We start from the raw sequence: 21,233 nt of genomic DNA, 5'->3' as shown, positions 1-21,233 counted from the left end.
AAAGAAAAAACCGCCCTTGGTCTGGGCGGTTTTTTTGTTTTTCGACGCTTGTTTTTGAACAGCTATTTCAGCGCATCGTGAAGCGCATCCACCAAATCTGTGCGCTCCCAGCTGAACCCACCATCCGCCTCCGGCTGGCGACCAAAATGCCCATAGGCTGCCGTGCGTTGGTAAATGGGTTTGTTCAGCGCTAAATGCTGGCGAATGCCCCGTGGAGTCAAATTCATGCAAGCAGCAATAGCCTGTTCGATGGCAGCGGCATCAACCGCGCCCGTGCCAAACGTATCGGCATATATCGATAAAGGCTCTGCAACTCCAATCGCGTAGGAAAGCTGGATTGTGCAGCGTTCGGCCAAGCCAGCCGCCACAACATTTTTGGCCAGATAGCGCGCTGCATAAGCGGCCGAGCGATCAACTTTTGTCGGATCTTTGCCCGAAAACGCACCGCCGCCATGCGGCGCGGCGCCGCCATAAGTATCCACAATGATTTTCCGCCCAGTGAGGCCTGCATCTCCATCCGGCCCGCCGATCACAAACTTACCTGTCGGGTTCACATGCCAATGCGTGTCAACATCAATCCAACCATCGGGCAGCGTTTCGCGGATATAAGGCTCAACAACGGCGCGCACATCTTCGGAGGTCATTTGGGCGTCCAAATGCTGCGTTGAAAGCACAATCGAGCTGACCCCAACTGGTTTGCCGCCTTGATAGCGCACCGAGAGCTGCGATTTCGCATCTGGCCCTAAGCTTGCAGCGCTGCCATTTTTACGCGCTTCGGCCAAGCGGCGTAAAATTGCATGGCTATACTGGATCGGTGCCGGCATTAATGCATCGGTCTCGGTGGTTGCATAGCCAAACATGATTCCCTGATCGCCGGCGCCTTCATCTTTGTTTTCAGACGCATCAACACCCTGCGCGATATGCGCAGATTGTTCATGCAACAGGTTGGTGATCTCAACCGTCTCATGATGAAATTTCTCTTGCTCATAGCCAATATCTTTTATGCAGGCGCGCGCGATTTGATCGATGCGCCCCATATAATCTTTGAGCTTTATGGCATCTGACAGACCAACTTCGCCCCCGATCACCACCCGATTGGTGGTGGCAAAGGTTTCACAGGCAACGCGGGCCTCAGGCTCTTCGCCGATAAAAACGTCTAAAACCGCGTCTGAGATACGGTCGCACACCTTATCAGGATGCCCCTCTGACACGGATTCAGAGGTAAAAATATAGTCTTGTCTTATCATGAAATCGCTCCGATTTGAAAAATCCGCCACGTCAGGAAGCCGTTGTGGCGATAGGGGCAGTGGTATTAAAACGCCCCCGGAAGGTCAACCGCTGATTTGACGGCGGCAGATCAAACTGAGCATAAGGATGGCAAACAAAAGGGCAAAAACTGTCCAAATTTCAAAGCGGCGATAGAGGGTGGCCGACGCGGGCTGCGGCACCTGTGCATCGATAAAACCCGCTGTATTCAGACCCAGCTGTTTAAGGCTGCGGCCGTAAGGGTCAATCATTGCGGAAATACCCGTATTGGCCACCCTAATCATCGGCAAGCCCTGCTCAATGCTGCGCATTTTCGCTTGCGCCAAATGCTGCTGTGGCCCGGCAAAGCGGCCAAACCAGGCATCATTGGTCAATTGCAGCAAAACTGTCGCTTTTTGTGACGCAAACGAAACATCTTGCGGGAATACGGCCTCATAACAAATCAAAGGCATAATGGCCCCCAATGGCGCTATATTTATGAGTTTCGGACCCTCGCCGGCGGCAAAGCCGGTTCCAAATAAATCAGATGTGAACCCAAGCCCGATCCGCTCTAGCCAACGCTCAAAGGGCAGGTATTCTCCAAACGGCACCAAATGATGTTTGTCATAAACCACTTCGGCACTGCCATTTTGATCCATATATACAATTGAATTCAGCACTTTTTCATTTTCAAGTCGCAGCGCCCCCAACAGCAAAGCCGTGCCATCTGCTGCCACTGCGATTTGTTCGATCAAAGTTTCAGCATTTTCAAAGCTAACGGGCAGAGCGCTTTCTGGCCAAACCACAAGATCGACAGAGGGCTCTGCAGCTGTAAACGCAAGGGAGCGCTCAAAAAATGAACGCGAAAAAGCGGGATCCCATTTTTGATGTTGCGGGGCGTTTGGTTGCACCAATCGCACCGTTCGCTCGGTTAAAGCAGATTTTTGCATCGTCAGACGCATATCGCCCCCGATCCAAGCCACTGGCCAAACCCCAACCAAAACCAAAACCATCCAGAAAATCTGTTTTCGTAAAAACAGCCAATGAACGCATGCCGCCCAAAATACGGTGATTACGCTCAGCCCATAAAGCCCGATCCAAGCCGCACTTTGCGCAACCGGCGTGTCAGCCCAAATATATCCCAAAGCCCCCCATGGAAATCCCGTCAGCGTATATCCGCGCGCCAACTCGAAAAACCCAAGCGCAAATGCCAGACCAAACGGCGTTTGCAGTCGCAGCGCCAGCGCGAAAGCGCAGCCCCAGAAAACCGACAACCCACCGGCAAAAAGAAGAAGAGCAAACGGAGCCATCCAACCATGCGCCGCGCTGTCCACCAGAAATGGCTCTACAATCCAATGCATCGAAACGGTGAAATATCCCATGCCGAGAGACCAGCCGCGCCCAAAGGCTTGCGGCAGCGAATCATTCAAAGATTGATGCGTTTCCAGCCAAAAAACTGCGAGTAAAGACAGCAGTGCCAGCGGCCAAAGCGATACAGGCGGTTGACCAAACGCCAAGCCAACCCCTAAAATTAAGACAATCAAGAGCCGCCCAGAAAACCTGCTGCCCAACCTCATTGCAGGATCATTCTGCGGCTTGGGCCACATTTGGCAGACGCACCCGCAGGCGTTTAATACGGCGCGGATCCGCATCAAAAATTTCAAACTCTACGCCTTGCGGGTGTAAAATTACTTCGCCACGCGCGGGAACGCGGCCCGCTAACATAAACACCAACCCGCCAAGCGTTTCGATCTCTTCGCCGTCAATCGTATCATCGCGGGTTAGATCAAGCCCGGTTTCCGCACAGAAATCTTCCATCGGTGTTTTGGCCAAAGCCAAGTAATATCCCGGTTTTAACAAGGTCCAAAAACTATCTTCTTCCAGATCATGTTCATCTTCAATATCGCCGATGATCTGCTCAATCAGATCTTCGATCGTTACCAATCCGTCAACCCCGCCATACTCATCGATCACCAAAGCCATATGGCGCCGTTCGGTTTGCATTTTTGTCAGCAAAACGCCAATGGGCATCGATAAGGGCACGTATAGAAGCGGGCGTAACATTGGCGCCAATTCAAACTCATCCGAAAGCGCATCAAATCCATATTTCAGCGCGAAATCTTTTAGATGCGCCATTCCGACCGGAGTGTCCAAAGTGCCAGTATAAACGGGCAATCTGGTCAAACCGCTATCACGAAACACGGCTGCAAGATCATCACGGGAAATGGTGTCAGACACCGAAACAATCTCAGCTTTGGGGATCGCCACATCCTCTACGCGCTTGCGGCGCAAATTCATCATGCCGATATGATCAGGCTGGCGGATTAAATTTTGCGTTTGGGAGGCACCGGCCGGCTCATGTCGCGCGCTATCGCGATTACCGCGGTCAAATCTGAACCAACTCCAAAAACTTTTGTCTTGCCTGAAAGGCTGCGCGCTTTGCGCCGCCCTAGCAGATCCGTCGCTATCGTCCATAACTCTCTTTCAAAAAGGCACCTACACCTAGGTTATTTCTTTATATGGGTTATTCACACCCAGTTTGCCAAGTATTTCAATTTCTAAACCCTCCATAAGCGTGGCATCTAAGTCACGCTTATGATCATATCCGAGCAAATGAAGCATCGAATGAACCAGTAAATGCAAAATGTGATCGGAAAATACCAAGCCCGCCGCATCTGCCTCGGCCCGACAGGTTGGATAAGACAAGGCGATATCACCCAAGCTTGGATCATCGGCAACTTGATCAAACGGGTTTGGATCTGCGCCATCTTCTTGTGCTCTACGCTCTTGGCTGGGCCAGCTTAAGACATTTGTTGCGTTTGCGTTTTCTCGAAAATCTCCGTTGAGCTGGGCAATACGCGCATCATTACAGGCCAAGATATCAATCTCAAACCGTTCCGACCTTAGGTTAAAATGCGCCAGCACCGCCTGCAAAGCCTTCACGCTTAAGCGCTCAAGTTCCGCCTGCTCCCAGCGGCGATCCTCGATCACCACCTCAACGTTCATGAAGCTCGATCCGCTCCAGCGCGCCGCTGTGGCTTCTGTGCAGCTTCCGGATCTTGATCATATGCATCAATAATCGCAGCCACCAAAGGATGCCGAACCACATCTTTGGAGGAAAAATAATTAAAGCGGATCTTCGGGATGTGCCTCAACAAACGCTCAGCATCGGCCAAGCCTGAGGTGACGCCGCGCGGCAAATCCACTTGCGATCGGTCCCCGGTGATAACCATCCGCGACCCTTCTCCAAGGCGCGTTAAAAACATTTTCATCTGCATAACGCTGGTGTTTTGCGCTTCGTCCAGAACCACGAAAGAATGGGCGAGCGTGCGCCCGCGCATAAAGGCAAGCGGCGCGATTTCAATACGTTTTTCTTCGATCAGCTTGGCCAATTGCTTGCTGGGCAAGAAATCATTCAACGCATCATAAAGCGGCTGCATATAAGGATCGACTTTGTCCTTCATATCCCCCGGCAAATATCCAAGCTTCTCCCCGGCTTCAACGGCGGGGCGACTTAGCACAATACGATCCACTTCACCTGATATAAACTTTGTAACCGCCACTGCCACCGCTAGATAAGTTTTACCGGTCCCTGCCGGCCCAATCCCGAACGCCAATTCATTTTTCATCAGAGATTCAACATAGGCTTTTTGCGCCGCCGTCCTTGGTTCGACGGGTTTTTTGCGGGTTTTGATCTCAAGCTTTGCGCCGGTAAAAAGTTCCATTTGCGGAAGCTCTTTCGCTTCCATGCCCACCGCCGACCCATCGCTCATGCGGATTTCACGGTCAACATCGCCGGGTTCAACGCTGCGACCGCCCTCTAGCCGCTGATACAGGCCCCTCAGTACAGACAGCGTATTTTGGCGCGCCTCCTCTTCCCCGAAAACGACCAATTCGTTGCCGCGGCGAATGATCTGCACAGCCATTTTCTGTTCGATATCTGCTAGATTTCTGTCAAATTCGCCGCAAAGGTCGATCAACAATCGATTATCGGGAAACTCTATAAGGCTTTGCGGCGGTTGTCCGCCTTCGGTCGGGGTAGAAAACAATCCTGACGCCACATATTACTCCTAAATAACTTTCTAAAACCCTGCCAAGAGCAGCTTTGGAACGCAAGCGCATCTGGCGAGGTACGGACAAATAAAACCACAAATACGGGATATACTGCCCATGGAACGCTCAAATTGGACCGCAAAGGGCTAAAAACACGCTTTGTCAGCGCCGCGCGTTTGGTCGATCAAAGCAATTCACCGGTTAAAGAATTGGTCAGGCTTTCGACGATCCGCACCTGGCGCAACTCGCCTATCTCAACATCCGGCGCATAAGCATGGACGGCATGCAGATGCTCTGATTTACCGACCATTTGCCCCGCATCGCGGCCCGCTTTTTCAAACAACACCGATACTTCGCGCCCCACCATGCGTTTTTGTAAGCCGCGCTGCTGCGACCAAAGCAGATCTTGCAAACGATGCAACCGCTCTGTTTTTACAGCTTCTTCTACTTGTGGGCGTTCTGCGGCGGGCGTTCCCGGGCGGGTGGAATATTTAAAAGAATAGGCCTGTCCATATTCGACGGCGCGCACCAAGTCCATCGTGGCTTGAAAATCTTCTTCGGTTTCTTCAGGAAACCCGACGATAAAATCACCTGAGAGTAAAATATCGGGGCGCGCTTTACGGAGCTTTTCAATCACCCGCAGATAACTGTCAGCGGTATGGGCGCGGTTCATCCGTTTCAGAATTTTATCCGAGCCCGATTGCACCGGAAGATGCAAATAGGGCATCAATTTTTTGCAATCGGCATGCGCCTCAATCAGCGCATCGCTCATCTCATTTGGGTGGCTGGTGGTAAAGCGAATACGCTCCAATCCATCAACCTCATCCAAGGCCCAAATCAACCGCGCCAAACTCCAGCTGGCCCCTTCAACACCTTCGCCGTGATAGGCGTTCACATTTTGGCCCAATAAGGTGATTTCGCGCACCCCGCGCTCAACCAATTCTTGAGCCTCGCGCAAGATCCGCGCCGCCGGACGAGAGACTTCGGCACCGCGGGTATAGGGCACGACGCAAAAGGCACAGAATTTATCACAGCCCTCTTGTACAGTTAAAAACGCGGCCGGTGCGCGGCGAGTTTTAGGCCGCTCTTTTAGAACTTCAAACTTATCCTCTGGCGGAAACTCGATATCAATCGCTTTACTGCCCTGCCCCGCTTGGGCCTCCAATGCAGCCAAATTATGATAGCTTTGCGGTCCAACCACCAAATCCACCATCGGCTGGCGCCGCATAATTTCTTCGCCTTCCGCCTGCGCCACGCATCCCGCCACGCCTATTTTCAAATCCGGCTTTTCATCTTTCAGCGGTTTAAAGCGACCAAGCTCCGAATAAATTTTTTCTGCGGCTTTCTCGCGAATATGGCAAGTGTTCAGCAAGATCATATCCGCATCATCCGGCGTTTCGGTCTCAACATAGCCAGAGCGTCCCAAAGCCTCTACCATACGCTCACTATCGTAGACATTCATCTGACAGCCATAGGTTTTTACGAATAGTTTTTTTGGCGCGCTCATTGCTTAGCCCTCTAACCTTGGAATAGAGGCAGCACATACACTGATTTTAGGCGCTTTTGCAATGCGCTGTTTCCGCGCTTTCGATGAAGCTCAGGGAAAAATAACGCAGCCCTAAAAAATTTAGACGGTTTTGCCGTGATATCCTTGCTCGGGGCGCTGCGGCGGCTATAGATTTTCCGGTTGCGGCATTCCAAGCACGTGAAATCCACCATCGACGCGTATGATCTCCCCGGTCGTGCAGGCACCCGCTTCCGAGGCCAGATACACCGCCGTACCGCCCACCGCCTCTAAAGTTGCGTTAGAGCCAAGCGGAGCATTAAGATCGGTGAATTTATAGGTTTTGCGCGCCCCACCAATCGCGGCGCCAGCCAAGGTTTTCATCGGGCCGGGTGATATCGCGTTGACCCTAATACCATCGGGGCCCAGATCATTTGCCAGATATCGCGTGCTGGCTTCCAGCGCGGCTTTGGCAACGCCCATCACGTTATAAAATGGCGTAACGCGGTTAGAGCCTTGATAGGTCAGGGTCAGCAAAGAACCGCCTTTGTCTTGCATGAGCGGATGCGCCCGCCGGGCCACTTCGATGAAGGAATAGGCCGAAATATCCAGCGAATTCTTAAAATTCTCGCGCGAGGTGTTGATAAACCGGCCCGTCAATTCGTTTTTGTCGGAAAAGGCAATGGCATGCACCAAGAAATCAAGCTGGTCCCAACGTGCTTCAATTGCGGCAAAGGCGCGATCAAGCGAGTGATCATCTGTCACATCAACATCCACCATGAAATCGCTGCCAACGCTTGCGGCAAGGGGTGCAAGGCGCTTGCCAAATCCCTCTCCTTGATAGGTAAAGGCCAGCTCTGCGCCCGCATCCGCCATCGCTTTGGCAATGCCCCAAGCGATCGAGCGCTCATTGGCAACGCCCATGATCAGGCCACGTTTTCCCTTTAGCAAATCTGACATGTCATCACCCGTAATATTTGCTCATGATCATTGATCCATTGGTGCCACCAAATCCAAAAGAATTGGTCATCACCGAATCCAGCCCCGCATTTTCGACCAGATCGGTCACGATTTCGCCAGCATGGATCGCGGGATCCAAGCTCTCCACATTGATCGATGGGATTAAGAAATCATGCTCTAAGGCCAATAAACAATAAATCGCCTCTTGCGCGCCCGTGGCGCCTTGGCTGTGGCCCGTCATCGATTTGGTTGATGAAATAGGAGGCGTGCTACCCTCGCCAAAAACCCGGCGCACCGCTTCAACTTCCCCTACATCACCAACCGGAGTTGAGGTGCCATGCGCGTTGATATAGCCGATGGCCCGGCCTTGAGGCAACGTTTCAAGCGCCATCCGCATGGCCCGCTCGCCGCCCTCGCCCGAGGGGGCGACCATATCATGGCCATCTGACGTTGCACCATATCCGGTAATTTCGGCATAGATCTTTGCCCCACGGGCTTTGGCATGACCAAGCTCTTCTAAAACCAGCATCCCGCCGCCACCGCCGATCACGAAGCCATCACGATCGGCATCAAAGGCCCGCGACGCTTTTTCAGGCGTGTCATTATATTTGCTCGACATCGCATTCATCGCGTCAAACAAGCAAGAGAGGGTCCAATCCAGCTCTTCCCCGCCGCCTGCAAACATCACATCTTGCTTGCCAAGCATGATTTGCTCAGACGCATTGCCAATACAATGCAACGAAGTTGAACACGCAGATGTAATCGAATAATTCACCCCTTTGATCTTAAAGGCCGTCGACAGATTAGCAGAAATCGTGGATGACATACATTTGGGCACGGCAAATGGACCGATCCTTTTCGGGGCTCCAGAGTTCAACACCACCTGATGCGCCGTTAGCATTGCGCTGGTCGAGGGGCCACCAGACCCAGCCACCAATCCGATGCGCGGATGCGAGATTTCCTCAAGGGTCAACCCCGCATCTTCAATGGCCTGCTGCATCGCAATATAGGCATAGGCAGCGCCGCGCCCCATGAAACGTAGGGTTCGCTTATCAACATAATCTGCAACATCCAATTTGACATCGCCAGCAATTTGGCTGCGAAACCCATGCTCTTGCATCGCTACATTTGCCGTGATCCCGGATGTTCCAGCTTTCAAGCTGGCCAGCACCTCTTGGGTGTTATTGCCGATAGACGACACAACGCCCATGCCGCTCACCACAACTCTGCGCATCAATATTCTCCTTAAGTTTTGAAAATAACATCAAGTTTCAGACAAGGCGACTTTCATGTCTTTGACCTGATAGATGACTTCCCCGTCGGCTTCAACGCGTCCGTCAGCCACGCCCATCGTCAAGCGCCGCGTCTGAATAGCCTTTGAAAATGAAACAAAATATTTCAGTAATTTACGATCTGGCCGCACCATCCCGGTCAGTTTTACCTCGCCCACGCCCAAAGCATATCCGCGCCCCTGCCATCCGCGCCAGCCTAGATTGAACCCGGTGAGTTGCCACAAGCCATCCAGACCCAGGCAGCCAGGCATGATCGGGTTTTTCGGAAAATGACAGTCAAAAAACCATAGGTCCGGCTTTATATCAAACTCTGCTACCACATGGCCTTTACCATAGGCACCACCATCTTCGGAGATATCGGTAATCCGATCCATCATCAACATGGGAGGCTCAGGCAATTGCGCGTTGCCTTCGCCAAACAACTCGCCCCGCGCACATTTCAGCAGATCATCACGATCAAACTGGGTTGGAAAATTCGCCATACTGACCCTCAATATTTTTGTTGTTTTGAGACCTTTGTAGCATTGCGACAAACCGGCTTGCAAGTCTTGGCGCCAAACATCGCGCCGCGCAGAATTAAAAACATTGAACTTCGGAGCAGAAGCAACATATACTGAGGCGACGATCGGGTGACGGGATGACATCAACTTCTTATAACAGGGCCAGCAGATGGCTCGCCTCCGCAGGGTTACGACCAACTCGGCAGCGTATGGCGCTTGCTGATGTGCTCGTGGGGGATGGTGGCCACCGGCATGTGACTGCCGAAAGTTTGTTTGAGCGAGTAAAAGATGCTGGCGACAAAGTATCCCTTGCAACGGTTTACAATACGCTTGGCGCGTTTTGCGATGCGGGCTTGATGCAAGAAATCACGGTGGACGGATCAAAAAGCTACTTCGATACAAACACCCATGAACACCCGCATTTCTTTTGGGAAGACACGACAACCTTATCCGATGCCCCGGCAGAGCAGCTGCAAATCGCCCAATTGCCAAATGCACCTGATGGCGCTGAAATCGTTTCGGTCGATGTGGTGATACGTTTGCGCAAAAAAACCACACTCAAACCATAAAAGAGCTGTTATGCGTGCAATGGTCTATAACAGGTTCGGGCCTGCGAGCGATGTTCTTGCGCTGAACACTTTGAAACCCACCCAGCCCGCAGAAGGGGAAGTGCGGGTCAAATTGGCTTATTCGGGTGTCAATCCTTCAGATGTGAAAGCCCGTGCCGGCGCCAGACCAGGGGTGGTGAAACCCGCCTTCGATCTGATCACGCCGCATTCTGACGGCGCGGGTATCATCACCGATCTTGGCGCAGGCGTCAGCAAAAAGCGGTTGGGAGAGCGGGTTTGGATTTGGAACGGGCAATGGGCGCGGGCCCATGGCACTGCGGCTGAGTATATCACGCTTCCGGCAACTCAGGCAGTGGCCCTGCCCGAAGCGATCAGTTTGCAAACCGGCGCAGTCTTAGGAATTCCTGGCCTTACCGCGGCGCATTGCGTGCTTGGCGGCGGCGCTATATCTGGAAAGACCTTGTTGATTTCCGGTGCAGGCGGCACGGTTGGACATCTTGCCGTTCAACTGGCGAAAGCCGGCGGCGCGCAGGTTATCGCAACGGCTTCACCGCCGCATTTTGAACGCGTTTTGGCCGCCGGCGCAGATCACGTGTTTGATTATAAAGCCCCCGATCTTGGGCAAGACATCAAAGCGTTATGCAGCGCCGGCGTTGATCGCGCCGTAGAGCTTGAATTCGGGCTGAATGCACCGCTTTTGGCCGATGTAATGCGGCCTGAAGGCGTCATCTCTGTTTATGGATCTGCGCTGGATATGAACCCCAGCTTGCCCTTTGGGCAATTTTTATTCAAAGCGCTAAAAATCGATATCGCCCTCATCTACATTCTGAATGAAACCGATCGTCAAAACGCGATAGACAGCTTGCATAAAGCCTTAACCGCGGGGGATTTACTGCCTCAAATCGATCAGATTTACCCTTTGGAAGAATGTGCATCGGCGCATCAGCATGTTGAGCGCGGTGGCCGGCGCGGCGCGGTACTATTGGAAATTAAATAGCAAAAACGCTGCCCCCTCTCTTTTGCCAGCGATGCTCTTCTCAGCAACGAAGTGCTGCGCCGATTATCAAGCCGGCTATAAAGATCAAACTGAAATGGGTTTTGGGCTTTTCAGACCGCGCCGCGCGTGCCAGTTTGTTGCGAATCTAAGGACCCGCATATGCCCATCACAACCTGTGTTTTCGATGCCTATGGCACTTTATTTGACGTTGCTGCCGCCGCCCGGCTTGCAGCGCAAGAAGGCAATGACGCCGCCTTAGAAAATCAATGGCAAAAGCTTGCGGAAATCTGGCGCGACAAACAGCTGCAATACACTTGGCTAAGAGCAATCACTCACGAGCATTGTGATTTTTGGCAGGTCACGCAAGATGGGCTTGATTTTGCCCTCGAAGCGCTATCGCTTGATAAAAATGATGCGCGACGCGAACGGCTTTTGCAGCTTTACTGGGAATTACAAGCCTATGACGAAGTGCCCGATATGCTGCGCCGTCTGAAGAAAATGGGGATGAAAACGGCCATTTTATCAAATGGATCCCCCGCTATGCTTGACGCAGCCGTGGCTTCTGCAGGATTGGGCGGATATCTCGACGCTATTTTATCGGTTGAACGCGTTGGCGTTTTCAAACCAAACAGCCGCGTCTACGATCTTGTTGGGCAACATTTCAACTGCGGCCCACAAGAGGTTTTATTTGTCTCGGCAAATGGCTGGGATGCTGCGGGCGCCACCGGATACGGGTTTGAAACGGCCTGGGTCAATCGAAACAATATTCCGCTTGATCGGCTTGCACACACGCCAAAGCATAAGCTGAATACACTGCATTCTCTGCCAAAACTGGCGCAAAGCTGATGCCACGTTTCACCAGCTCAGATGGTCTGTCGCTTTTTTATACCGATACCGGCCATGGTCGGCCTTTACTTTGCCTGTCCGGCCTGACGCGCAATCTGGATGATTTTGATTTTGTCAGCCCGCATCTGTCGATGTTCCGGCTGATTAAGCTTGATTATCGAGGTCGAGGCCGTTCAGATTGGGCGGCAGATTACAAAACTTACATGGTGCCGCGCGAAGCTGCGGATGCGCTTGAACTTCTTGACCATTTGAATATTGAAAAAACCGCAATTCTGGGAACATCACGGGGTGGCATTATTGCGATGTTTCTTGCCCATATCGCCAAAAATCGCCTCAGCGCCGTGGCGCTCAACGATATTGGACCAGAATTGCAGTCAACTGGCTTGGACGATATTTTTGCCTATTTGGGTCGCCCTCCCGCCGCAAAAACGCTGGAAGAGGCAGCCCGGATGCGCGCAGCCCATAGCCCGGGATTTGAACATGTACCCAAAGAACGCTGGCGCGCCGAAGCGGCTAATCTCTACGTAGAAACCCCGCTTGGGTTAGACCTTCGCTATGATGCAAAACTGCGCAATGCAGTGATTGAGCAACAAGCCGCATTGCCCAATCCTGACCTTTGGCCTCTGTTTAAGGCTTTGGACGGTCTGCCTTTGGCCTTAATTCATGGTGTGAATTCAGACCTTCTAAGCGCCGCATCGGTAGAAAAAATGCAGGCATATCGGCCCGATATGATTTTGGCTAAAGTCCCGCACCGAGGGCATATTCCCTTTTTAGATGAACCCCAAGCGCTTGACGCGTTGCACAAATGGAGCACGTTAATAGAAAATGGACCTTGATCTTATCAAAGCTGCCGCGGGGCGCCTGCGCGGCCATGCGCGGGAAACGCCATTGCTCAACTCGCCCTTTTTAGATGAGATCGCAGGCCGCCCCATCTGGGTAAAAGCTGAATGTTTACAGCATACTGGCAGCTTCAAATATCGGGGCGCGTTTGCGGCCATTTCGGCTTTAAACGAAGCCCAGCGGCGCAAAGGCGTGTTGGCGTTTTCTTCGGGCAACCACGCGCAAGGCGTGGCCCTCGCCGCGAAACAGCACGATACTTCCGCCTTGATCATAATGCCCGAGGATGCGCCACGAATTAAAATCAACAATACCATAGCCTTAGGTGCTGAAGTGCAGCTTTACGATCGGCATAAGGAAAGCCGCGAAGCGATTGGCGCAACCTTGGCCGACCAACGTGGGTTGACCTTGATCAAACCTTATGATGAGCCGCAGGTCATCGCGGGCCAGGGCACGGCCGGGCTGGAAATTGCCGATCAATGCGCCGCTTTAAACATAGAGCGCGCCGATATTCTTGTGTGTTGTGGCGGTGGCGGGCTGACCAGCGGCATCGCGATTGCGCTGGCCGATGCCGCGCCGCAGATGCAGGTCTTTCCCGTAGAGCCCGAAGGTTTTGATGATACCGCACGCTCATTGGCAACTGGCACGCATCAGCATAATGCGCCGCAAGCACGCGGTATCTGTGATGCCATTGTAACCCCGACACCGGGCGATCTTACATTTCCAATTTTGCAGCGATATTGCAGCCAAGGGCTTGTTGTTTCTGAGCAACAGGCGCTGGAAGCGATGGCGTTGGCCTATGCGCGCTTGAAAATTGTTCTCGAGCCGGGCGGGGCAGTTGCCTTGGCAGCGGCATTATTCAACGCCCCTGAACGCGCGCAGCACCCCGTGATTGCCGTGGCCTCAGGGGGCAATGTCGATACGGAAATGTTCCAAAACGCCTTGCGCCACGCGCCCAGTCGCTAAGCAAGGTAAAAACCCGCTGCAGCGCGCTGCAGATATTGAATGATCCAATCAGGAATGTTAGCCCGTAATCCAAGCGCTTAAAAAGAAAAAGCGAGCGCAAGGGGAGAGATGTTGGATGCGTTATGCGGATCTCACACATATAAAACTGCATTACCGCGAAGATGGTGATCCAAACGGGCCCGCTTTGGTCTTTTCAAATTCGCTGGGCACAGATTTGCGGCTTTGGGATCCTATTCTGCCTTATCTTCCGAAAGATTTTAGGATTATCCGATATGACAAGCGCGGCCACGGGCTGTCCGAATGCCCCTCTGGCCCCTATAGTATGGGCGCGTTGATCCGCGATGCAGAAGCTCTGTTAGACCATTTAAACGTTTCAAATTGCGTTTTTATAGGGCTGTCAATCGGCGGTATGATCGCACAGGGATTGGCCGCCAAGCGTTTGGATCTGGTGCATGCTTTGGTGTTATCGAATACGGGTGCGAAAATCGGAACATCGCAGCTGTGGCAGGGCCGTATAAAAGCGGTTGAGCAAGGCGGGATTGAAGCCCTTGAAAGCGCTATTATGGAGCGCTGGTTCAGCGCCGGTTTTCGCGCAACAGCGCAATTAGATTTATGGCGTAATATGCTGATCCGCCAGCCCCGTGAGGGCTATATAGGATGCAGTGCGGCGATTGCGGGCAGCGATTTTTTGGCCCCCACCTCTGGGTTGCGATTGCCCTGTCTTGGTATAGCGGGCAACGAAGATGGCTCTACGCCGCCTGATTTGGTGCGCGAAACGATTAATTTAATCCCCGGCGCGCAATTTCAGCTGATCAAAAAAGCAGGCCATCTTCCCTGCGTCGAGCAGCCTGAGCTTTATGCCAAAATTCTGCTCCAGTTTTTGCAAGATGTTGGCTATGCAACCGATAATTAACCCAATGATACAAGCGTCGCTTGCCACTCAACGCGGCCCAGAGGGCGCAGAAGGCCCATTGGTGCAACACGCGTTAAACCGCGTGAATAGAAAAAGAGATACCCTTACATCGCAGCGCATAAAAAAAACGCGCAGCGCGGGTTTAGCAAAAGCGTCAAGGCATGAGTGAAACCCCCGCAAGCAGCGTAAAGGTCACCCGCCTCACGATCGTGTTTCTGGTGATGACCGTGGTGCTCGATTCAATGGGCATTGGCATTATTATCCCCGTCACACCTGCCCTGCTCACCGATGTTCTTCCCGGCGCCAGCCTTGCAGAGGCGGCGATATGGGGGGGGCTTCTGGCATCAATTTATGCCGCGATGCAATTTGTTTTCGGGCCTATTTTGGGCTCTTTATCGGATCGGATCGGCCGCAAGCCAATTTTACTGGTCTCGCTTGTGGTGATGGCGTTTTATTATCTGGCCATGGGCTTTGCACAAACCATTTGGCTGTTATTTGTAGCCCGCATTATCGGGGGAATCACATCCGCCACGCAGCCCACGGCCTCGGCCTATATGGCCGATATTTCAAAGCCCTCTGAAAAAGCAGCACGGTTTGGCCTGCTGGGCGCCGGGTTTGGGATGGGCTTCGTGCTGGGTCCGGTTTTGGGCGGCTTCTTGGGCGAATGGGGGCCGCGCGCGCCGTTTTTTGCCGCGGCGGCTTTGGCCGCCTTGAACGCGGTGATGGGGATTATCATCCTACCCGAAAGCGTGACGGATAATATACGCAGCAATTTTAATTGGCGCCGGGCCAACCCATTTGGGGCTTTGAAAACCGTCGCGGGTTTTCCGGGCTTAAGGATGTTCTTAACAGTCACTCTTCTTTACGGCATTGCCACCTCGGTTTATGCCGCCATATGGCCGTTTTTTACCGTCGAGCGGTTTGACTGGTCGCCCGGCATGATCGGCGTTTCCCTAACGATCTACGGCGTATTTTTTGCGATCGTTCAAGGCGGGCTGGTGCGCCCCGCCATTGCAAGATTTGGCGAGACAAAAACGGTGATCATCGGGTTTTGCTTTGAACTTTTGGCGATGATTATGCTGGCTTTGGTAACCAATGGTATTTTATTGCTGTTTTTGATCCCCGTTGCATCGCTTGGGGTGATCGGCCAGCCTGCCCTGCAATCCATTATGTCTCAAGCAACGCCAAATGATACGCAAGGCACGCTTCAAGGCGTTTTAGGCAGCTTGCATTCTATTTCAATGGTGATCACGCCTTTGACCATGACATTCGTTTTTTCGGTCTTTACCGCCCCCACGGCGCCGTTCTATTTCCCTGGGGCTCCGTTTATCTGCTCGGCGGTTTTAATTGGTCTGTGCCTGGTTATCTTTCTACGCCGCAGCGCGCAACCTGTTGCACCCAATACTGCTGGCGAATAAAAAAGCACATTCTGCCTTGCACCTTCCAGAAAGCTTGACACACTGCGACCAAAGAGGAGATTTCAATGCCATTGGTCAATGCCGCTATTTGCCATGAATTCGGAACCGATTTAAAAATCGAAACGATTGAACTGCGTGCTCCCATAGAGGGCGAAATAGAAGTTACATTGGGTGCTGTGGCGATCTGTCATTCCGATATCTCATATATTGACGGAGCTTGGGGCGGGACGCTGCCCGCGGTCTATGGGCATGAAGCGGCGGGCATTGTTTCGGGTTTGGGCGATGGCATATCAGGCTTTGCCATTGGCGATCATGTGGTCGTAACGCTGATCCGAGCCTGCGGGCATTGTGGAAATTGCAGCACCGGAGCGCCCACAGTTTGCGAAACCCGCTATGATGGCGATTATGGCCCGATCAAAACAGCCACGGGCGGCAAGCTGCATCAGGGCATGGCCTGCGGCGCATTTGCTGAAAAAGTTGTTATAGATCAAAGCCAAGCCGTAAAAGTTGCAGATAATTTAGGGTTTGATGTGGCCGCGTTATTAAGTTGTGGAGTGATCACCGGAATTGGCGCGGTGGTCAATGCGGCGCAGTTACGCCCCGGCCAAGACGCCGTGATCATTGGCGCAGGCGGGGTCGGCCTGAATGCGATTCAAGGGGCGAAACTGGCTGGTGCACGACGCATCGTTGCTGTTGATATGAACCCTGAAAAATTAGACATTGCGCGTGAATTTGGCGCAACTGATGTGGTGTTGGCCAGCGAGGCAAAGCCCTGGCAAAGCGTTAAAAAGGCGCTAGGACGGGGCGTCGATGCGGTCTTTGTGACTGTGGGCATCGGCGCAGTTTATGACACGGCGGCCCGTTATCTTGCCTATGGCGGCAAAGTGATCATGGTTGGTATGCCACAAAATGGCGATAGCTCAACCTTTGAACCGGTGAAAATGGCGGCTGTCAACCAAGGCATGATCGGCTCAAAAATGGGCAATGTGGTGATCCGTCGTGATATCCCGTGGATGGTCGATTTATACCATCAAGGCCGCTTAAAGCTGGACGAATTGATCTCTGGGCGTTTTCGCTTTGAGCAGATCAATGAGGCCATCGCTGACACCAAAACCGGCGCAGCGCGGCGCAATGTGATTGTATTTGATATTAAGGGCTGAAGATGAAGCTTACCGATCTTGATATTATCGTCACGGCGCCGCCAGCCCCGGGATGGGGGGGGCGCTATTGGATTTTGATCAAGCTTACCACTGATACGGGCCTGATCGGTTGGGGGGAAGCCTATGCCTCAAGCGTGGGCCCGAGCGCGATGCAGGCGGTCATTCAAGATGTTTTTGACCGGCACTTTTTCAATCAGAACCCCGAAAACATTGAGGCTTTGTTTCGAAAAACCTATTCTTCAGGCTTTACCCAACGCCCCGATCTAACTGTCATGGGGGCATTTTCGGGTTTGGAAATCGCCTGTTGGGATATTTTAGGCAAACAACGTGACCGCCCCGTCTGGGCCTTATTGGGGGGCATGGTCAACGAAAAACTGCGCGCTTATAGCTATCTTTACCCGTTACAACACCACCCAGAGGATGCCTTTTGGAGCGATGCCGATATGGCCGCCGAAAGCGCCGCGGCCTTGGTAGATCGCGGTTATACCGCTGTTAAATTTGATCCGGCCGGCCCCTATACCCAATTTGGGGGCCACATGCCTTCACGATCTGACATCTCCCGGTCTGTTGCGTTTTGTGAAAAAATTCGTGCCGCTGTCGGGGATAAAGCAGATTTGCTGTTTGGAACGCATGGTCAATTTTCCACCGCCGGGGCAATTCAACTGGGAAAGGCCCTGGAAAGGTTTTCACCCATGTGGTTTGAAGAGCCTATTCCACCCGACAATCTGCTTGAATTTGCGAAAGTTGCGGCGGCGCTGCGCATACCCATCGCAACCGGAGAGAGGCTGACCACGAAAGCCGAATTTGCCACCCTGCTCAGAACCGCAGGCGCTGCCATCATGCAGCCGGCATTGGGGCGCGCCGGGGGTATTTGGGAAATGAAAAAAATGGCAGCTATCGCCGAAACCTTCAACGCTCAGGTCGCGCCACATCTTTATGCAGGCCCGATTGAATGGGCCGCGAATATTCATTTGGGCGTTTCCATTCCAAATTTCTTGATCGCCGAAACGATCGAAACCGAGTTTCATAAAAACTTGATTGCATCCAGCATCACTGTGGAAAACGGATATATTGCAGCGCCATCCCAATCTGGCTTGGGGATCGAGGTGAATGAAGCGCTGGCGCGGGCGCACCCCTATACCGGTACCAAGCTGCATCTGGAAATGAGCCCCTTGCCCAATACCTATCAGAGTCAATAACCGCGCATAAGCGCGGCGCCCTCTTTGGGTGCTATGACCACATTGCTCCAAAGCGCATCAAGGCGTTTTATCTGCTCTATATCAAAGCGTTCCAACTCTTCCCAATAACGCCCTGACGCAACATAATAGGCCAGCTCTTGCTCGCGGGCGAGCGCATGGGCTTTTTGCACCTTATCTATCTCAAAGGGTTTCGGACGCGGTTCTAACAGGCTGCGCCGGGGCGCGATCAAGCGGCTGGTCTCTTGTGACAGATTGGTGATTTCGCAACCCTGCGCAAGCGCAAGCGCATAAAGCCGCGCAGCTTTTGCCTCAAGCGAGATCAGCGTGATATCCTCGCGCAAAGGATCGGCCGTGCCGGTGCCATAGAAATGCGTTTTGCTGCTTTTGGGATAAGACATATCGCATCCCAAAAAAGCGATTTCCCGCGGGTTGTAATGCCCCAAAACCCAATAGGCGGTGGTGAATGCCATGGTTGCACCCGCATAGACAAACCCACCATATTGATTTTGTACGGGAACAAACTCGGCCTCGCCAATCAAGCGTTGCCGTGGCTTTAAATTTGTCGGCTGCCGCTCGGGCGGAAAATCATATGGAAAAACCAGGTCATCCCAATCCGGGCGCACTTGCCACGCGTTGTTGATCACCACAAGCTTATCAAACGGGTGTTCTGGCCAATCTCTTGCCGCCATCACATTTGGACCAGAGCCAAGAATCGCAACGGACGGACGGTGTTCTTCTGACATTACAAAGCCCCTCTATCCGCTACCATTTGCATAACCAGTTCAAGCGCAACGCGCTTTTATCAAGCGCTCTAAGAGCCCATTCCAAAAGCAATTCGGCGCTGCCCGCGGCTTTATGCGCGGCGCCACGTATTCGCAAAGCCGCCCAGCACAGCCGTAATCTCGCCATCGCTGGCCTCGCTGGAAACGCATGCGATCATTCCAAGTTGCTTATCATCGCGCACCTCAACCACTGAAGCCTGTAGGCCCGCGTCACTCAAAGCTGCGTTAAAGATTCGTGTGATCGCGCGCTTGCGCAGATCAGGTTTAAAGACTTTGCCCACCGCCGTTTTTGGAAGCTCGTCCAAAATCTCAACATATTTTGGATGCGCGGCCCGCTCTGGCACATGCTCTTCACAAAATGCCTTCAATTCATTGGGCGTCACCTCACCATCGGCCACCAATTCAACATAAACGCAGGGCAATTCCCCTGAATGCACATCAGGTTGTCCAATCGCTCCTGCAAAGGCAACACTGGCATGGCCCAAAAGCGCTTCTTCAATTTGAGCAGGATCTATATTATGACCCCCGCGTATGATCAAATCTTTGGCGCGGCCTGTAATCCACAGATATCCATCCTCATCCAAGCGACCCAGATCACCGGTTCTTAAAAACTTATCTTCGTAATAAAGATCTACGTTCTTGGCCGCTTCCGTATAGGTATTACCAGGCCACACTCCGGGGTTGGAAACGCAAATTTCACCAATTTCATTGGCCGCACATTCGACCAACGCATCTTCCTCTTTTTTTACGACTTTAATCAGGCAATATGGCAAACGAACACCGACAGAGCCAATTTTTTTGGTTCCGTCAATCGGATTGAAGGACACTAAACACGTGGCTTCGGTCAGGCCATATCCCTCTACGATATTTACACCGCTAGCCTCTTCAAAACGCTTGTATAACTCAATTGGCAAAGGCGCCGACCCTGAAAAAGAGCTTTTTACAGAGCTGATATCAGCATCTACCGGGCGTTGCATAAGAGCAGAAATTGCCGTCGGCACCCCAACAATAAAGGTCACCTTCCAACGCGCGATCAATTTCCAGAAATTATCAAATACGCCCTCACCACGATACCCTGCTGGGGTTGGAAAAATGACATGCCCGCCGGATGACATCATTGACATTAAAATAACATTGCAGGCTAGAACATGAAATAATGGCAGTGGGCACATAACCTTATCATATTCATCAAAGAGTAGTGTACCTCCAAGCCAGCCGTTATAGATCATCCCCGAATAAGTATGCTGCGCTACTTTGGGCATGCCTGTGGTGCCACCTGTATGGAACAGCGCCGCCACCCGGTCTTTTTGAATATCTTCGAAATTTAAGGTTGTGGCTTGCTGTGATAGCTTTTCGGTGAAATCCATCACCTCCGCATTATGCGAGACGGGGTTTTTTGGCCGTAGCAACGGCACCAACCATTTTTTAGGAGGCGTTAGATAACGGTTGAGATCAATTTCTAACACCGTTTTCACATTCGGCGCCTGCGCAACAGCCGCGGCTGTTTTTTGCCCGACATCGGTTTTGGGAAACGCCTTTAGGGTCACCACAACTTTGGCATTGGTTTCGCGCAAAATTGAAGAAATTTGATCCACGTTCAGCAAGGGGTTGATCGGGTTTACCACCCCTGCCACGACCCCGCCCAAAATAGTAAGGGCGGTTTCGTTACAATTGGGCAAAACAAAGGCCACCACATCTTCAGGCCCTACACCCAAGGCCCTGAACATATTCGCCGCCTGCGCGGTTTTCTGCTGCAAGCTGCGCCAGTTCAGAGTTTCCGCTTTATCCTGCGGACCCGAAAGCAACTGATAACTGATCGCCGGGCGCTCGGGAAATTTATCGGCGGTTTCGCTCAACAGCCCAAAGAGCGTTTTGGCCACATCTCTTTGTTCCCAAGACATTTCTTTTTCAAGCGCTAGTGAGTCTTCGATCGAAGCAAAGCCCATAAAATTCTCCCAATTTTATATATTTTTATCCCAGATAATCTTGCGG

Annotated in this window: 20 protein-coding genes and 1 riboswitch; of the genes, 9 read left to right on the top strand and 11 right to left on the bottom strand. The window is 52.4% G+C overall.

The window, feature by feature from the left end; genetic code table 11:
* Positions 1 to 62 precede the first annotated feature (62 nt).
* From GN241_05775 to fabA, 9 genes are all read right to left on the bottom strand, one after another.
* Entirely contained in the window at positions 63 to 1,247 is a 1,185-nt protein-coding gene (locus GN241_05775) for a methionine adenosyltransferase (protein ID XAT56920.1), read from the bottom strand.
* A gap of 5 nt (positions 1,248 to 1,252) precedes the next feature.
* Positions 1,253 to 1,301, bottom strand: a riboswitch (SAM riboswitch).
* Positions 1,302 to 1,331: 30 nt separating this feature from the next.
* On the bottom strand, positions 1,332 to 2,909 hold the full coding sequence (lnt, locus tag GN241_05770) for an apolipoprotein N-acyltransferase (protein ID XAT56919.1): 1,578 nt from the start codon (positions 2,907 to 2,909) through the stop codon (positions 1,332 to 1,334).
* The gene (locus GN241_05765; GenBank protein ID XAT56918.1) at positions 2,830 to 3,720 is read right to left on the bottom strand and encodes a CBS domain-containing protein; all 891 of its coding nucleotides are present in this window, start codon (positions 3,718 to 3,720) and stop codon (positions 2,830 to 2,832) included. The genes lnt and GN241_05765 overlap by 80 nt, the downstream gene beginning before the upstream one ends.
* A gap of 27 nt (positions 3,721 to 3,747) precedes the next feature.
* Entirely contained in the window at positions 3,748 to 4,251 is a 504-nt protein-coding gene (gene ybeY / locus GN241_05760; GenBank protein XAT56917.1) for an rRNA maturation RNase YbeY, read from the bottom strand.
* Positions 4,248 to 5,306 carry an AAA family ATPase gene (locus GN241_05755; protein ID XAT56916.1) on the bottom strand — a complete coding sequence of 353 codons (1,059 nt, stop codon included), beginning with the start codon at positions 5,304 to 5,306 and terminating at the stop codon, positions 4,248 to 4,250. The genes ybeY and GN241_05755 overlap by 4 nt, the downstream gene beginning before the upstream one ends.
* Positions 5,307 to 5,482: 176 nt before the next feature.
* Entirely contained in the window at positions 5,483 to 6,805 is a 1,323-nt protein-coding gene (gene miaB / locus GN241_05750; protein XAT56915.1) for a tRNA (N6-isopentenyl adenosine(37)-C2)-methylthiotransferase MiaB, read from the bottom strand.
* A 165-nt stretch (positions 6,806 to 6,970) separates the two neighbouring features.
* Positions 6,971 to 7,762, bottom strand: a complete 792-nt coding sequence (locus tag GN241_05745; protein ID XAT56914.1) for an SDR family oxidoreductase — start codon at positions 7,760 to 7,762, stop codon at positions 6,971 to 6,973.
* A 4-nt stretch (positions 7,763 to 7,766) separates the two neighbouring features.
* Positions 7,767 to 8,996, bottom strand: a complete 1,230-nt coding sequence (fabB, locus tag GN241_05740; GenBank protein XAT56913.1) for a beta-ketoacyl-ACP synthase I — start codon at positions 8,994 to 8,996, stop codon at positions 7,767 to 7,769.
* Between the two features lie 30 nt (positions 8,997 to 9,026).
* Positions 9,027 to 9,536 (bottom strand): bifunctional 3-hydroxydecanoyl-ACP dehydratase/trans-2-decenoyl-ACP isomerase, encoded by a 510-nt coding sequence (gene fabA / locus GN241_05735; protein ID XAT56912.1) that lies wholly within the window; start codon positions 9,534 to 9,536, stop codon positions 9,027 to 9,029.
* Between the two features lie 155 nt (positions 9,537 to 9,691).
* On the opposite strand from fabA, the gene GN241_05730 reads away from it, so the two are divergent.
* The 9 genes from GN241_05730 to GN241_05690 all read left to right on the top strand — a co-directional run bounded on the left by GN241_05730 (position 9,692) and on the right by GN241_05690 (position 18,459).
* On the top strand, positions 9,692 to 10,123 hold the full coding sequence (locus GN241_05730; GenBank protein XAT56911.1) for a transcriptional repressor: 432 nt from the start codon (positions 9,692 to 9,694) through the stop codon (positions 10,121 to 10,123).
* 10 nt (positions 10,124 to 10,133) lie between these two features.
* The gene (locus GN241_05725; GenBank protein XAT56910.1) at positions 10,134 to 11,120 is read left to right on the top strand and encodes a zinc-binding dehydrogenase; all 987 of its coding nucleotides are present in this window, start codon (positions 10,134 to 10,136) and stop codon (positions 11,118 to 11,120) included.
* 159 nt (positions 11,121 to 11,279) lie between these two features.
* Positions 11,280 to 11,966 carry a haloacid dehalogenase type II gene (locus GN241_05720; protein XAT56909.1) on the top strand — a complete coding sequence of 229 codons (687 nt, stop codon included), beginning with the start codon at positions 11,280 to 11,282 and terminating at the stop codon, positions 11,964 to 11,966.
* On the top strand, positions 11,966 to 12,802 hold the full coding sequence (locus tag GN241_05715; GenBank protein ID XAT56908.1) for an alpha/beta fold hydrolase: 837 nt from the start codon (positions 11,966 to 11,968) through the stop codon (positions 12,800 to 12,802). Before GN241_05720 ends, GN241_05715 begins: the two co-directional genes overlap by 1 nt.
* The gene (locus GN241_05710) at positions 12,792 to 13,769 is read left to right on the top strand and encodes a pyridoxal-phosphate dependent enzyme (GenBank protein ID XAT56907.1); all 978 of its coding nucleotides are present in this window, start codon (positions 12,792 to 12,794) and stop codon (positions 13,767 to 13,769) included. The genes GN241_05715 and GN241_05710 overlap by 11 nt, the downstream gene beginning before the upstream one ends.
* 115 nt (positions 13,770 to 13,884) lie before the next feature.
* A complete protein-coding gene (pcaD, locus tag GN241_05705; protein ID XAT56906.1) occupies positions 13,885 to 14,682 on the top strand; it encodes a 3-oxoadipate enol-lactonase in 798 nt (265 codons plus the stop codon).
* Between the two features lie 161 nt (positions 14,683 to 14,843).
* A complete protein-coding gene (locus GN241_05700) occupies positions 14,844 to 16,100 on the top strand; it encodes an MFS transporter (GenBank protein ID XAT56905.1) in 1,257 nt (418 codons plus the stop codon).
* A gap of 65 nt (positions 16,101 to 16,165) precedes the next feature.
* On the top strand, positions 16,166 to 17,260 hold the full coding sequence (locus tag GN241_05695) for a zinc-binding dehydrogenase (protein ID XAT56904.1): 1,095 nt from the start codon (positions 16,166 to 16,168) through the stop codon (positions 17,258 to 17,260).
* Positions 17,261 to 17,262: 2 nt separating this feature from the next.
* Positions 17,263 to 18,459, top strand: coding sequence for a mandelate racemase/muconate lactonizing enzyme family protein (locus GN241_05690; GenBank protein XAT56903.1), 1,197 nt, complete (start codon positions 17,263 to 17,265; stop codon positions 18,457 to 18,459).
* Here the strand turns inward: GN241_05690 and GN241_05685 are convergent.
* Together GN241_05685 and GN241_05680 are read right to left on the bottom strand one after the other, a co-directional pair.
* Positions 18,453 to 19,202, bottom strand: coding sequence for a hypothetical protein (locus GN241_05685; GenBank protein ID XAT56902.1), 750 nt, complete (start codon positions 19,200 to 19,202; stop codon positions 18,453 to 18,455). The genes GN241_05690 and GN241_05685 overlap by 7 nt on opposite strands.
* A gap of 110 nt (positions 19,203 to 19,312) precedes the next feature.
* On the bottom strand, positions 19,313 to 21,187 hold the full coding sequence (locus tag GN241_05680; GenBank protein ID XAT56901.1) for an acyl-CoA synthetase: 1,875 nt from the start codon (positions 21,185 to 21,187) through the stop codon (positions 19,313 to 19,315).
* Positions 21,188 to 21,233 lie beyond the last annotated feature (46 nt).

The sequence above is a fragment of the Rhodobacteraceae bacterium IMCC1335 genome (genome assembly GCA_039640495.1).
GTDB lineage: Bacteria > Pseudomonadota > Alphaproteobacteria > Rhodobacterales > Rhodobacteraceae > Thalassovivens.
This window is presented reverse-complemented; position numbering and strand designations above follow the sequence as displayed.

Excerpts from the sequence above, each read along its gene's own strand:
- GN241_05775 (XAT56920.1), bottom strand. The coding sequence starts at position 1,247 with ATGATAAGACAAGACTATATTTTTACCTCTGAATCCGTGTCAGAGGGG.
- GN241_05765 (XAT56918.1), bottom strand. The coding sequence starts at position 3,720 with ATGGACGATAGCGACGGATCTGCTAGGGCGGCGCAAAGCGCGCAGCCT.
- ybeY (XAT56917.1), bottom strand. The coding sequence starts at position 4,251 with ATGAACGTTGAGGTGGTGATCGAGGATCGCCGCTGGGAGCAGGCGGAA.
- miaB (XAT56915.1), bottom strand. The coding sequence starts at position 6,805 with ATGAGCGCGCCAAAAAAACTATTCGTAAAAACCTATGGCTGTCAGATG.
- GN241_05745 (XAT56914.1), bottom strand. The coding sequence starts at position 7,762 with ATGTCAGATTTGCTAAAGGGAAAACGTGGCCTGATCATGGGCGTTGCC.
- fabB (XAT56913.1), bottom strand. The coding sequence starts at position 8,996 with ATGCGCAGAGTTGTGGTGAGCGGCATGGGCGTTGTGTCGTCTATCGGC.
- fabA (XAT56912.1), bottom strand. The coding sequence starts at position 9,536 with ATGGCGAATTTTCCAACCCAGTTTGATCGTGATGATCTGCTGAAATGT.
- GN241_05730 (XAT56911.1), top strand. The coding sequence starts at position 9,692 with ATGACATCAACTTCTTATAACAGGGCCAGCAGATGGCTCGCCTCCGCA.
- GN241_05725 (XAT56910.1), top strand. The coding sequence starts at position 10,134 with ATGCGTGCAATGGTCTATAACAGGTTCGGGCCTGCGAGCGATGTTCTT.
- GN241_05720 (XAT56909.1), top strand. The coding sequence starts at position 11,280 with ATGCCCATCACAACCTGTGTTTTCGATGCCTATGGCACTTTATTTGAC.
- GN241_05715 (XAT56908.1), top strand. The coding sequence starts at position 11,966 with ATGCCACGTTTCACCAGCTCAGATGGTCTGTCGCTTTTTTATACCGAT.
- GN241_05710 (XAT56907.1), top strand. The coding sequence starts at position 12,792 with ATGGACCTTGATCTTATCAAAGCTGCCGCGGGGCGCCTGCGCGGCCAT.
- pcaD (XAT56906.1), top strand. The coding sequence starts at position 13,885 with ATGCGTTATGCGGATCTCACACATATAAAACTGCATTACCGCGAAGAT.
- GN241_05700 (XAT56905.1), top strand. The coding sequence starts at position 14,844 with ATGAGTGAAACCCCCGCAAGCAGCGTAAAGGTCACCCGCCTCACGATC.
- GN241_05695 (XAT56904.1), top strand. The coding sequence starts at position 16,166 with ATGCCATTGGTCAATGCCGCTATTTGCCATGAATTCGGAACCGATTTA.
- GN241_05690 (XAT56903.1), top strand. The coding sequence starts at position 17,263 with ATGAAGCTTACCGATCTTGATATTATCGTCACGGCGCCGCCAGCCCCG.
- GN241_05685 (XAT56902.1), bottom strand. The coding sequence starts at position 19,202 with ATGTCAGAAGAACACCGTCCGTCCGTTGCGATTCTTGGCTCTGGTCCA.
- GN241_05680 (XAT56901.1), bottom strand. The coding sequence starts at position 21,187 with ATGGGCTTTGCTTCGATCGAAGACTCACTAGCGCTTGAAAAAGAAATG.